The sequence below is a fragment of the Pacificibacter sp. genome, assembly GCF_039769035.1.
Taxonomy (GTDB): Bacteria; Pseudomonadota; Alphaproteobacteria; order Rhodobacterales; family Rhodobacteraceae; genus Celeribacter.
This window is the reverse complement of record NZ_JBDMZG010000079.1, coordinates 15,791-27,640: the sequence shown is the minus strand read 5'-3', so window position 1 is coordinate 27,640 and position 11,850 is coordinate 15,791. Positions and strand designations below refer to the sequence as shown.

Genomic DNA, 11,850 nt, shown 5'->3' with positions numbered 1-11,850 from the left:
TCCAATAACTGCGCTGCAAAAGCGGTCGGGGCCTCAAGCATCGGATAGTGTCCAGCGCGTCGGATCAGGTCTAGCCGCGCCCCTGGAATGAGCGAAAGTGTCTCGCGCATCAGATCAGGCGGGGTGATCCGATCATCGACGCCGCACAGGCCAAGGCTGGGCAAGCGCAGCCCCGACGTTGGCGTATAGAAATCCGTGCCTGAAATGGCGTGGCAGGTGCCGATATAACCCGCAAGCGACGTGTCTTGCAGCGTGCTTGCCCACGTCTGCGCGGCCTCGCTTGTGCGGCCTGCGCGGGTGAAGCTGCGCTCTTGCAGGGATTTGCCCAAAGCGTCGAAGCCACTGTCGGTGATCTGCTGAATGCGGCGATCCCAGATTTCGGGGCGCCCGAGTTTTGCAGCTGTTCCGCACAAAACCATCGCGCGCAGTTGGTCCAATCGTTTGACAGCCAAGCCCTGCGCGATTAACCCACCCAATCCTGCGCCCACAAAGACGCAATTTTCGATGTGAAGATGATCCAACAGTTGTTCGGCGTCGCGCACCAGTTGGCCCATTTTATAAGGGGCAGGCGGGGCGTCTGAGGCACCATGCCCACGCGCATCATACCGAATGATCCGCAACGATGGCGGCATCTGGGCGCAAACCGCGTCCCAAATGTTCAAATCGGTTCCAAGCGGATGCGCGAATACGACGGCTCGCGCGTCCTGTGGGCCTTCGTCCAAAATGTTAAGTGTTGTATCGCTGACGTCGACGCGCATCGCTGTCCTACTTAGGTTTTTGAATCCTGAATTGGGGCGATACGCGCCTGTGCGATCAGTGAGCTACGGCAATCATACCTGAGATGATCAGAGCTCCGCCCAAAACCATCCGTGGTGTAAATTTTTCCCCCAATATCAATGCAAAAACCAGCACGAGAGCGGTCTCAACACCAACCAGAATGAGGTACAGTTGACTCATTGAGTTATTTTTTAGCAGTGCTATCTCGCCGAAAGCGGCGAGTGCTAACCCCGCGAGGATGAGAGCGGCTCCTCCCCAAGCAAATTGAATACCTGAGACGAGCTTCATCCCCATTGTGGCAAGCGCATAGCTTGAACCGACGAGGATTAGTAATACGGATTGCGGTACTGCATAGGCTAACATAAAGCCCCTTATTGTTGTTGACGATAGCTCCATGATATCACCGCCGTGTGGCGCAGACATCACCAAAATGCACTGCGACCGCAAATATATGTGATCAAGCCAAGGCGCCTATTTTTGTTGAGGCGGGAAAACTTGGCTGGGCTAAGATGCCAAGCGTTCTATAAACTTCGCAATCACCTCAACGGCTTCGGTCTCATCCAGAAAGGGCACATGCCCACGGTCAGGGACTTCTGCGGCAATCATGTCTGGACGCAGTTCTAGCATTTTGGCCCAACACTCTGGCGTCAAAAGGTTCGAATTTGCACCACGCAAAGCGGCCAAAGGCAGGTCCGAAAGCGCATGGAATAAGGGCCATAGGTCTGGCGTCTCACCGGATGCACCTTGGGCTTCAATGGCATCCCTGAGTTTGGGATCATAGCGCAGGTGCAACCTGTCTGGGCCTTCCGACCAAATGCGTTTGGCGTAGGTGCGCCATTGGTCATGCGAGACATTCGCAAACTGCGCACTCATGGCTTTCGGCAGCTTCTCGGCAGCGTCGTCAAACGATGTGAACGCACTAGGGCGACCAAGGTAATCCATGATATGCGCAAGCCCTGCGGGGTTCAGTTCTGGCCCAATATCGTTGAGCAAAACCCCTGTCAGTCGATGCTTGGCCGTGGCCGCCAAAACCATTGCGATCAACCCGCCGCGCGAGGTGCCGATGATGGCGCAACGCTCAAGTCCCAAATGATCCAGAAGCGCCACCGCGTCTGCGGCTTCTTGCGGGATCGTGTAGTTCATTGGATTGGGGTCAAAGTCCGACGCCCCACGCCCGCGACTGTCCAACCGTATGATTTGCGCCTGCGCCGCAAAGATATCCACGATCGGATCGAAATCATCCATGTTGCGGGTCAGCCCAGCCAGACACAAAACAGGCGTGCCTGTGCCATGGATGTCATAGGCCAAAGTGAGACCGTCGGCTGTGGTGAATGTGCTCTTCATATGGCCCGTACATGTTTTGAGTGACAAATCGATGTGTTGTATCTTGTCATGCGCTGGGCTGCGAGGGAAGTTCATAGGCCACTCAGAGCAAGCAAAACTTGGGAAAATCTGTCGCACTAAAATGCAAAACGCCCCGCTTGGCGACAAGCGAGGCGTTCAGGTGAAGCTGGTTTGTTTGCTTACAGGTTTTCGATCTGTGGCATGCCAATCACGTGGAACCCGCCGTCAACGCGGATGATTTCGCCCGTTGTGTAAGCGCCGCCATCGGAGTTCAGGTACACAGCTGTTGCGCCCACGGCTTCCAACGTCGCGTTGGAGCGCAATGGTGCGTTTTCTTCGGTGTGGCGGTAGGTACGACGTGCACCGCCAATGGCTGCACCCGCAAGTGTTTTCATCGGGCCAGGAGAGATCGCATTGACGCGGATTTTCTCGTTGCCAAGATCGTTGGCCAAGTAACGCACAGAGCTTTCGAGTGCCGCTTTGGCCACGCCCATCACATTGTAGTTTGGTGTCACTCGGTTTGAGCCGCCGTATGTGAGTGTGATCAAAGACCCACCGTTTGGCATCAATTCCGCCGCGCGTTTCGCCACGTCGATGAACGAGAAACACGAGATGTGCATCGAGTTCTTGAAGTTCTCGGCCGTGGTGTCACGGATGCGGCCTGTCAGTTCGTTTTTGTCTGAGTAGGCAATCGCGTGCACGACAAAATCAAGTGTGCCCCATTTTTCTTTGAGCGCCGCAAAGGCTTCGTCCATTTGGGCAGGGTTGGTCACATCAACATCAACCATAGTGTCGGACCCAACGCGTTCCGCCAAAGGTGCCAAGCGTTTGCCAAAGGCTTCGCCTTGGTAAGTGAATGCCAATTCCGCGCCCTCAGCCGCACAAGCATTCGCGATGCCCCAAGCGATAGAACGTTCGTTTGCGACGCCCATGATGAGCCCGCGCTTGCCTTTGAGAAGATCTGCCATGGTTAAATACCCCTGTTGGTTTGCGGGTGTTTGACCGTTTTGGAACGTGGCGTCAAGTTTTCCTAGGTTTTGACGTCCATAAAGCAAGGTGTTGCTTACGCCATGGCGTTTCATTGCACCTTTGGGGCCGCACAGCGCGGGGAAAGCCGATATTCTTTTCACCGTTATCGCGAAATATTCTCGTCCTAACGTTTGTGCAGGCTGAAACGCATCGTCGTTTGACCGACCTTTTGGGCGCTGCTGCCACAAAATGCGCTGTGCGATCTGTTCTCTCGTGGAGGCATATCGCGCCAAACGTGCAAGTGATGTCGCAGGGCACAAAAACGGCCGCGCAGAGGACTGCGCGGCCGTTTATTTTCGTCATACCGACTGATTAGTCGCGGTATTTTGACATCAACATAGAGCCGTTGGTGCCGCCAAAGCCGAATGAGTTGGTCATCACGGTATCAAGGCCAGCATTGTCGACGCGCGTTGTGGCGATCTCATTCGCATTGATCGCAGGATCAAGCGTTTCCACGTTGATGGACGGCGCGATGAAGTCGTCTTGCAACATAAGCAAACAGTAGACGGCCTCTTGCGCGCCTGTTGCGCCTTGTGAGTGACCCGTCATGGATTTGGTTGAAGAAATCAGCGGCGTTGTGCCTTCGCCAAAGACGCGGCGTACGGCTTCAACTTCGCCGACATCGCCAACAGGCGTGGATGTGCCGTGCGCGTTGATGTAGCCAACTTTGCGATCTGCGCCGAGTGTGGACAGGGCCACACGCATCGCGCGTTCGCCGCCTTCACCTGAGGGGGCGACCATGTCTGCGCCGTCTGATGTAGCGCCGTAACCTGTGACTTCGGCATAGATTTTCGCGCCGCGCGCTTTGGCGTGCTCAAGCTCTTCCAAAACCAAGATCGCACCACCGCCACCGATAACAAAACCGTCGCGGTTGGCGTCAAAGGCGCGGGAGGCGCGTGTTGGCGTGTCGTTGTATTTCGAAGACATCGCGCCCATGGCGTCAAACAGACAAGACAGGGACCAATCCAGTTCCTCGCCGCCGCCTGCAAACATCACGTCTTGCTTGCCCATCATGATCTGCTCTGACGCGGATCCGATGCAGTGCAAAGATGTGGAACAGGCTGAGGTGATGGAATAGTTGATGCCTTTGATCTGGAACGCCGTCGCGAGGTTCGCAGAAACGGTAGACCCCATGCATTTCGGCACAGCGAACGGACCAACACGCTTGGTTGCCATCGTTTTCAACACAGTCTGGTGCGCGGTCAACATCGCAGAAGTGGACGGGCCACCAGAGCCTGCGATCAAACCCGTGCGCACGTTGATGACGTCGCTTTCTTCCAAGCCAGAATCCGCAATCGCTTGGGACATGGCGATAGAGGCATACGCCGCACCCGGTCCCATAAAGCGCAAGGCACGTTTTTCAACGTGGTCTTTGATGTCGAGCTTAACATTGCCCGCGATCTGACTGCGAAAGCCGTATTCTTTCATATCCTCGTTGGCAGTGATGCCAGAGGTGCCTGATTTGAGTGAGGCAAGAACTTCTTCGGCATTGTTGCCGATTGAGGAGACAACCCCAAGACCTGTAATAACGACGCGGCGCATAGCGTGCTCCTTTTATATGTTTGGTCTTTTGTAAGGCAGCTTGGGTCAGGGGTGCAAGCGGTTAGGGCACGGGGCGCGATGTGGATATGATGGACAGCAGTAAATCGTTGCGTTGTGCTCAAATCAACTTTTGCAGTTGAGCTTTTATCGCTAGCATAATCATATGATAAAGAGCTTCTTCAGCACGCTATTTGGTTCGCCGCCGCGAACAACTTTCTTGTTTCAACCTCGTTGGAAGGAAGAGTTGGTCGTGACGTGCTCTGGAGGCACGTTCGCTCTTGAGTTATCAATGGGTGTATATTCTGCATATCTTCCAACTCAAAAGGTATGGGAGACGCAGGCTCCAGAGTGGGCGAGAGACCTTTGGCCGTTGTTGAAGCATGAACTTGAGGACTGGTGCGTGAACAACAATGCTGAACTTCATGTTGATGAGAGCGCAGCAGTTTTGATCGTGGATGATCAATAGGAGCTAAGTTCGCCCTGCAGCCACCTCCCAAACAAAAACGGCGACATTTTCATGCCGCCGTTCGATCCGTTTCCATTCAATAATGGCTGTGCGCCCCGCACTAGCTTTCAGACAAAGCCACTTTCATGTCTTTCACTTCATAGGCCACTTCGCCGTCGATTTTAACGATGCCGTCGGCCACACCCATGGTCAGGCGGCGGGTTTGGATGGCTTTGGTGAAGTCGATTTCGTAAGTCAAAAGCTTGGCTTCTGGACGTACCATGGCTTTGAGTTTGATCTCGCCCACGCCCAATGCGTAACCGCGACCTGTCCAGCCGCGCCAGCCCAAGTTAAAGCCAGTGAGCTGCCACAGACCATCAAGGCCCAAACAGCCCGGCATGATTGGGTTGCCAGGGAAGTGGCATTCAAAGAACCACAGGTCAGGTGTGATGTCGAATTCCGCCAGCACGTGACCTTTGCCATGCGCGCCACCATCGCTTGAGATGTCAGTGATGCGGTCCATCATCAACATGGGCGGAGCCGGCAATTGCGCGTTGCCTGGGCCGAACAGCTCGCCACGCGCACATTTCAAGAGGTCTTCTTTATCAAAGCTAGTTGGAAAATCGGCCATGGATGCGATTGCCTTTTGTTAGGGTCTTTTCAAGTTTGAACGGTCTTTATCACTGTGAAAGCAACTGGCGCAAGTGTACAGGGCAAGCGTGTGCGCGGGGCGAAAAACTGGAATTTGTTTGAAATGCAGCGCGCCAAGGCGTAAGACAGTTTAGTTCCTTTCGTTAAATGAGCCATCGATGACCCAGATGCTAACCTCAGACAAGATCACTGACGCCGAGCGTACGCGCCGCGGCGAAACTTGGCTTGCGAGTGCAGATTTGCGCCCGACACGTCAACGTGTGGCTTTGGCGGCGCAGCTTGTGGGCGATGGGCAAGATCGACATGTGACGGCGGAAAGCTTGTTTGCGTCTGTGTGTGCGTCTGAAGAAAAAGTATCCTTGGCGACGGTTTACAACACACTGCGCGCATTTTGCGATGCGGGGTTGATGCAAGAGGTGACGGTGGATGGCACGCGGTCTTACTTTGACACCAACATGAATGAGCACCCGCATTTTTATTGGGAAGACAGCGGCAACTTGACCGATGCCCCTGCAGATCAGCTCAAAATCGTTGGTCTTCCAGATGCGCCAGAGGGGACAGAGATTGCTTCTGTTGATGTGGTGATCCGGCTGCGCAAGACCTAAGGGCCTTTAGTCTGTTTTTGGCATAAACGCCGCCAAACCACGCAGCCAAGCTTTGATCTTGGCCTCAATGCCATCGTCTTCGAAACTTTCCAACGCCCGTGGTGTCCATTGGTCTGTCGTGATGTGGTTCAGCCATTGCCTGCGTTCTTGTTCTTGCAGTGTCGGCAGGGGGAGTGCGGCGGCGGTGTGAAGCAACTGCAAAACAGATTGCACGCTGCGCATTTGGCGAAACGCATCCATCATTGGGGCGGTCATTTTCGGGTCGTCGCGCCACGTTGTGTCAAACAGCGCCGTCACCTTTTGCCCAGCACCTAAGCATTCATAGGCGACGCAGCCGGAATATCCCTTTTGTGTCAGATCTTTATGGATCGAGCACCCAAAGCCCGAAAGCTTGGCGCAGGGTGCGCCTGCGGGCTTGGAATGCGCAAAGCTTTCGCCCGCATCAAAGTGCAATGACAGGCAGCACAGGGCCGCGCAGTTGGCGCAATCTGATTGGAAATCGTCTTGTAAGGTCATGGCAAATACTTGTCAGGCGCCCAAGTTGAGCGCAAGGAAAAAGGCGGCGCTTAAACAGCACCGCCTTTGAAATATCGTGTGCGCATTGGCGTAAAGCCACTGCTGCGTTGATCTTGCCTTAGGCGATTTCAACCAGTTCGATGTCGAATGTCAGGTCTTTGCCAGCCAACATGTGGTTCGCGTCCAAAGTCACAGTTTCTTCGCCGATGGCGACAACGGACACAGGGATCACTTGGCCTTGAGGGGATTGCATTTGCAACTGCATACCAACTTCGAGTGGGATCTCAGCAGGGATCATTTCGCGTGGCACGTCTTGCTGCGCGTCGTCTTGACGTGGGCCGTAAGCTTCTTCGGCAACCGCGACGATGGTTTTCTTTTCACCAACAGTCATGCCGATCATTTCTTTGTCCATGCCGACAATCACTTGGCCTGCGCCAACAGTGAATTCCAACGGGTCACGGCCCTCGGAGCTGTCAAAGACAGTGCCGTCTGCCAATGTGCCTTTGTAGTGGATGCGAACTTTATCGCCGGATTTTACGTCTGACATGATGTCTCTTTCTTTGGGCTGTGTTGGAACGCGTCAAGGCCCGCAACATTTAAAACTGGCGGGCAAAATAGGGAACTGGCGCGAGATGTAAAGCGAAGCTTGGCTAGATTAGAACCACTGGCCTGGTTCCATCAGGCCGAGATCCAACAATTGCTGAGACTGCCATTCGAACTTGACCGAGTTGTGCCAACGAAATGTGTCGATTTCAAAGGTCGATCCGGCGTTTGATTTGAGCGCTTTGGCTGTGCGAAAACTACCGATCGCAGCGGTCAAATTGTGGTGCCATTGGCAGGCGTAGGTATTATATTCTTCGATGTTGAACGTATGACTTTCGCGCAATTCCAAACCTTTTTGCGATTTGAAAATGGCGATGCGATCAATGCGGCGTCGCGCCCATGGCATGCGTTCTTCGAATCGCCACCGCAGACCGCCAAAGAAATCAAGCTGGCGGTCTTTATGTTCTTTGCCGTCCCAGCGCGCCAGCGCGTAATATCCAGTTTTGTCCATATAGGCGTCTTCAAGCGAGACGCAGTTCGGCGTCGCATCGGCATCGCCTGCATAGAGATCGACCACATAAGTCAGCATTGCTGAGCGCCGTTCTTCGGTGTGAAAGGTCAACATATCGCCGATGCTGCGGGTCTCGCAAAACGGGAACATCAGATACTCAGCGTTGTAGCAGTAATACATCCATGTGTTCGGAGCGGCTTCAATCAAGCGATTGATGGCTTGGGTCAGCATTTGAGGTGCGCGTGTGTCATACGTCACAACGCTGATTTGCTGTTCCAGATCGTCTGACAGTTCAATTGTTTTGGGTCCAAATAAGACGACCGACTTAAACCCAAGCTTCAAATGGTGCCGCACAGTCGAGTCAATCTCGACGTTGTCTTCTGCAAAAATGAATGCCACTGGGCCCTTGGCCAACGCGTCTTTGCCGTTTTTTAAAAAAGTTTCAAAATAGTCAAAGCGCATGTCATCTCCTAGACGCCGAAAATCAGCGGTGTCTTGTGTCGTAAAAAAGCCATGAACACCATAGGATTGCAAGTGTTGTGGTCGCAAACGCAATACGAAAGCGAAGCTATTTCCTTAAGGGCTGCGCAGTTGGCCGTTTGACGGGGCGTCTGGGGGCGAGGGCAGTGGATTGCATGCCGTTCAAGTTTTGTGTAGCTAGGCGCTTCAAATAGACCCTCCTAAACGCACGGATTGATGGCATGTCTGACTTACCGGCTGACACTAAAGCTGACCTGAAGAAGTTGTTTGTGAAAACTTACGGCTGTCAGATGAATGTTTACGACTCCGAGCGGATGGTCGAGGCGCTGGGCGGCTCTGGCTATACGGAAGTGAGCAGTCCCGAAGAAGCAGACATGATTTTGCTCAACACCTGCCACATTCGCGAAAAAGCGGCTGAGAAAGTCTATTCAGATTTGGGGCGCTACAAAGACATCAAGCTGGCAAACCCTGATTTGAAAGTCGGCGTTGCAGGCTGTGTTGCGCAGGCCGAGGGTGAAGAAATCATCCGCCGCCAGCCGATGGTTGATCTTGTTGTTGGCTCGCAAGCCTATCACCGTTTGCCCGAACTTGAGGCCAAAGTCGGTAACGGCGTCACGGCTGTTGATACAGATTTCCCTGAAGTCGACAAATTCACGGCCATGCCAAATCGTCCGAAAGCACGCCGAGCGCCTGCTGCGTTTTTGACCGTGCAAGAAGGCTGTGACAAATTTTGTGCCTTTTGTGTTGTGCCTTATACACGCGGCGCAGAAGTGTCGCGCCCTGTCGACCGTGTGCTCCGCGAAGCGCAAGACTTGGTGGAGCGCGGCGTGCGTGAAATTACGCTTTTGGGTCAAAACGTTAACGCTTACCACGGTCAAGTTGCAGGCGGGTCAAAAGACACCTATGGCTTGGCAAAATTGATCCGTAAATTGGCTGAGGTCGACGGGTTGGAGCGCATTCGTTTCACCACATCGCACCCCAATGACATGGAAGACGACCTGATCGCGGCGCACGGCGATTGCGACAAGTTGATGCCGTATTTGCACCTGCCTGTGCAATCTGGGTCAAACAAAATCCTCAAGGCGATGAACCGCAAGCACACCGCCGAAGAATACATCCGCTTGATGGAACGCTTCCGTGAAGCGCGCCCAGACATGGCGCTGTCAGGTGATTTTATTGTCGGCTTCCCAGGTGAAACCGAACAAGATTTCGAAGACACAATGGCATTGGTGCGCGAAGTGAAATACGCCTCAGCGTACTCGTTTAAGTACTCGCCACGCCCTGGTACGCCGGCCGCAGAAAAAGACGATAAGATGGTCGATCATGAGGTCGCTATGGAGCGTTTGCACCGCTTGCAGGCGCTGATTTCGGAGCAGCAATATGCGTTCCAAGACAGTATGGTTGGTCGTGATGTGTCGGTTTTGTTCGAAAAGAAAGGCCGCCTCGACGGTCAGATGATCGGCAAATCCGAGTATCTGCACGCCGTGCACGCGACTGTTGAAGGTGTCGATATCGGCGATATTCGCACCGTGAGAATCATCCAAAGCAAAACCAATTCGCTTGAAGGCGTTGTGGTCGACTAATCATTTTTTGCGACTGCGTGGATTTTTCGGGCGGTTTTTTGCGCACGAACAGACAAGGCGCAGTTTTTGCGGCTTGTGGTTAAGAAAGCGTCATTTTTGCGCTGCCGTGTGAATATTTTGTATCATGGCTTGCGCAAACCACAATCCCTTGGCACCATCGACATATAGACCATAAGAGTCGGAGATACATTTTTGGCCACCAGCGTGCTGACACCCCCGCTTACGCAAGACAACGGTTTTGAAACCCTGCTTGAGTTCGATGACAACAGATCATTGATCGATTTGTGTGGAGAATATGATCGCAACTTGGCACAGATCGAAACGAACCTTTCTGTGCAAATCGTGCGACGTGGGAATATCTTGGCAGTCATGGGAGAGGCGGATGCGCGCGAACTGGCCTGTTCGACCTTGACGGAATTGTATCTCAAGCTGGATGCAGGGCGCGATATCGACGAAGGCGAAATTGCAGGCACCATTCGCATGGGCAAAAGCAACCAAGCCGACGCTGATACATCAGACATCCAACGTGGAAGCGGGGCTTTTCCTGCTGACCAGATGGAAATGTTCAAGGGCACTGGCTCCGAGATCAAAACCCGCAAAAAGACTATTGAGCCGCGCACCGAAGCGCAAAAGGCCTATGTCGAAAGCCTGTTTAAAAACGAGCTGGCGTTTGGCATTGGACCTGCGGGTACAGGGAAAACCTATCTTGCTGTGGCTGTCGGGGTGAACATGTTCATCAATGGCCATGTCGACAAAATCATTCTGTCACGTCCAGCTGTGGAAGCGGGCGAGCGTTTGGGCTTTTTGCCCGGCGATATGGGGGAGAAAGTCGACCCCTACATGCAGCCGCTTTATGATGCTTTGAACGACTTTTTGCCTGCGAAGCTTGTGGAAAAACTCAAAGCTGAAAAGACGATTGAGATCGCGCCACTTGCCTTTATGCGCGGACGGACTTTGACGCGTGCCTTTGTGGTGTTGGATGAGGCGCAGAACGCCACAACCATGCAGATGAAGATGTTTCTCACCCGTTTGGGCGAAGGCTCACGTATGGTGATCACGGGCGATCGCACCCAAATCGATTTGCCGCGCGGCATGGCATCTGGTTTGCGCGACGCTGAGCGCATTTTGGCCAATGTCAAAAAGGTTGAATTCAATTACTTCACCTCAAAAGATGTGGTGCGTCACCCTCTTGTGGCTGCAATCATTGAAGCTTATGAGGCTGACGAAGCCAAATAGGCGGGGCAGGTGCCTCGCTTGGGGCCTTGCTTGGACTTAGGGCCAAGTTTGGGTTTGAGTGTAGGATTGTTCGCACATGCAGATCGATATTGATATCGCGGATCCGCGCTGGGCTGCCCTTGGGTTGCCCGAGATCTCTGCGCAGGCTTTGGGTGCGATTTGTGCGCGCCTTGGGATTGATGCTGATGAATGCGAAGTGTCGGTTTTGGGCTGCGATGATGCGCGCATCAAAGAGCTGAACGCAGATTTTCGCGAAAAGGACAAAGCCACCAACGTATTGTCTTGGCCTGCCGAAGAACGCGGCGCTGATGAAGGCTGTGTGCCTGATCTGCCCGAACCGGATGTCTTTGGCACCATTGAGTTGGGTGATATTGCCATTTCCTTTGACACCTGCGCGGCCGAGGCTTTGGCGGCAAAAAAGCCAATTGAGCATCATGTGACCCATTTAATGGTGCACGGATTGTTACATTTGCTCGGATATGATCACATTTATGATGCAGATGCCGCACTGATGGAACAACTTGAAACAGAACTACTTGAAACTATGGGTATCCCTGACCCATATTAGGGGTCTAAGCCGCGTTATGG

Annotated in this window: 13 protein-coding genes; 4 read left to right on the top strand and 9 right to left on the bottom strand. The window is 53.5% G+C overall.

All coding sequences use genetic code 11. The features are described from left to right. From ABF287_RS07630 to fabA, 6 genes are all read right to left on the bottom strand, one after another. On the bottom strand, window positions 1-758 hold a 758-nt coding region (locus ABF287_RS07630; RefSeq protein ID WP_347184413.1), incomplete at its 3' end, for an alpha/beta fold hydrolase. A gap of 55 nt (window positions 759-813) precedes the next feature. Next, window positions 814-1,140 carry a hypothetical protein gene (locus tag ABF287_RS07625; RefSeq protein ID WP_347184412.1) on the bottom strand — a complete coding sequence of 109 codons (327 nt, stop codon included), beginning with the start codon at window positions 1,138-1,140 and terminating at the stop codon, window positions 814-816. A 141-nt stretch (window positions 1,141-1,281) separates the two neighbouring features. Further along, complete coding sequence (locus ABF287_RS07620) at window positions 1,282-2,121, bottom strand: alpha/beta hydrolase (protein WP_347184411.1); 840 nt, start codon at window positions 2,119-2,121, stop codon at window positions 1,282-1,284. Between the two features lie 179 nt (window positions 2,122-2,300). Next, entirely contained in the window at window positions 2,301-3,089 is a 789-nt protein-coding gene (locus tag ABF287_RS07615) for an SDR family oxidoreductase (RefSeq protein ID WP_347184410.1), read from the bottom strand. Window positions 3,090-3,462: 373 nt separating this feature from the next. Beyond that, a complete protein-coding gene (gene fabB / locus ABF287_RS07610; protein WP_347184409.1) occupies window positions 3,463-4,692 on the bottom strand; it encodes a beta-ketoacyl-ACP synthase I in 1,230 nt (409 codons plus the stop codon). Window positions 4,693-5,258: 566 nt separating this feature from the next. After that, complete coding sequence (gene fabA, locus ABF287_RS07605; protein ID WP_347184408.1) at window positions 5,259-5,768, bottom strand: bifunctional 3-hydroxydecanoyl-ACP dehydratase/trans-2-decenoyl-ACP isomerase; 510 nt, start codon at window positions 5,766-5,768, stop codon at window positions 5,259-5,261. A 187-nt stretch (window positions 5,769-5,955) separates the two neighbouring features. On the opposite strand from fabA, the gene irrA reads away from it, so the two are divergent. Beyond that, window positions 5,956-6,393: an iron response transcriptional regulator IrrA gene (irrA, locus tag ABF287_RS07600; RefSeq protein WP_347184414.1), complete on the top strand. Its 438-nt coding sequence runs from the start codon at window positions 5,956-5,958 to the stop codon at window positions 6,391-6,393. A 6-nt stretch (window positions 6,394-6,399) separates the two neighbouring features. Here irrA and ABF287_RS07595 read toward each other — a convergent pair whose 3' ends face one another. The 3 genes from ABF287_RS07595 to ABF287_RS07585 form a co-directional block, all read right to left on the bottom strand. After that, complete coding sequence (locus ABF287_RS07595; RefSeq protein WP_347184407.1) at window positions 6,400-6,909, bottom strand: hypothetical protein; 510 nt, start codon at window positions 6,907-6,909, stop codon at window positions 6,400-6,402. Window positions 6,910-7,027: 118 nt separating this feature from the next. Next, window positions 7,028-7,456 carry a peptidylprolyl isomerase gene (locus tag ABF287_RS07590; RefSeq protein WP_347184406.1) on the bottom strand — a complete coding sequence of 143 codons (429 nt, stop codon included), beginning with the start codon at window positions 7,454-7,456 and terminating at the stop codon, window positions 7,028-7,030. Between the two features lie 108 nt (window positions 7,457-7,564). Then, entirely contained in the window at window positions 7,565-8,425 is an 861-nt protein-coding gene (locus ABF287_RS07585) for a glycosyltransferase family 2 protein (protein ID WP_347184405.1), read from the bottom strand. A gap of 239 nt (window positions 8,426-8,664) precedes the next feature. On the opposite strand from ABF287_RS07585, the gene miaB reads away from it, so the two are divergent. The 3 genes from miaB (at window position 8,665) to ybeY (ending at window position 11,830) form a co-directional block, all read left to right on the top strand. After that, window positions 8,665-10,026, top strand: a complete 1,362-nt coding sequence (gene miaB, locus ABF287_RS07580) for a tRNA (N6-isopentenyl adenosine(37)-C2)-methylthiotransferase MiaB (RefSeq protein WP_347184404.1) — start codon at window positions 8,665-8,667, stop codon at window positions 10,024-10,026. Window positions 10,027-10,218: 192 nt separating this feature from the next. Beyond that, window positions 10,219-11,262 (top strand): PhoH family protein, encoded by a 1,044-nt coding sequence (locus ABF287_RS07575; RefSeq protein WP_347184403.1) that lies wholly within the window; start codon window positions 10,219-10,221, stop codon window positions 11,260-11,262. A 76-nt stretch (window positions 11,263-11,338) separates the two neighbouring features. Continuing rightward, a complete protein-coding gene (ybeY, locus tag ABF287_RS07570; RefSeq protein ID WP_347184402.1) occupies window positions 11,339-11,830 on the top strand; it encodes an rRNA maturation RNase YbeY in 492 nt (163 codons plus the stop codon). The last annotated feature ends 20 nt before the right edge of the window (window positions 11,831-11,850 follow it).

Excerpts from the sequence above, each read along its gene's own strand:
- fabA (WP_347184408.1), bottom strand. The coding sequence starts at position 5,768 with ATGGCCGATTTTCCAACTAGCTTTGATAAAGAAGACCTCTTGAAATGT.
- ABF287_RS07595 (WP_347184407.1), bottom strand. The coding sequence starts at position 6,909 with ATGACCTTACAAGACGATTTCCAATCAGATTGCGCCAACTGCGCGGCC.
- ABF287_RS07620 (WP_347184411.1), bottom strand. The coding sequence starts at position 2,121 with ATGAAGAGCACATTCACCACAGCCGACGGTCTCACTTTGGCCTATGAC.
- ABF287_RS07615 (WP_347184410.1), bottom strand. The coding sequence starts at position 3,089 with ATGGCAGATCTTCTCAAAGGCAAGCGCGGGCTCATCATGGGCGTCGCA.
- irrA (WP_347184414.1), top strand. The coding sequence starts at position 5,956 with ATGCTAACCTCAGACAAGATCACTGACGCCGAGCGTACGCGCCGCGGC.
- ABF287_RS07625 (WP_347184412.1), bottom strand. The coding sequence starts at position 1,140 with ATGTTAGCCTATGCAGTACCGCAATCCGTATTACTAATCCTCGTCGGT.
- ybeY (WP_347184402.1), top strand. The coding sequence starts at position 11,339 with ATGCAGATCGATATTGATATCGCGGATCCGCGCTGGGCTGCCCTTGGG.
- miaB (WP_347184404.1), top strand. The coding sequence starts at position 8,665 with ATGTCTGACTTACCGGCTGACACTAAAGCTGACCTGAAGAAGTTGTTT.
- ABF287_RS07585 (WP_347184405.1), bottom strand. The coding sequence starts at position 8,425 with ATGCGCTTTGACTATTTTGAAACTTTTTTAAAAAACGGCAAAGACGCG.
- fabB (WP_347184409.1), bottom strand. The coding sequence starts at position 4,692 with ATGCGCCGCGTCGTTATTACAGGTCTTGGGGTTGTCTCCTCAATCGGC.
- ABF287_RS07590 (WP_347184406.1), bottom strand. The coding sequence starts at position 7,456 with ATGTCAGACGTAAAATCCGGCGATAAAGTTCGCATCCACTACAAAGGC.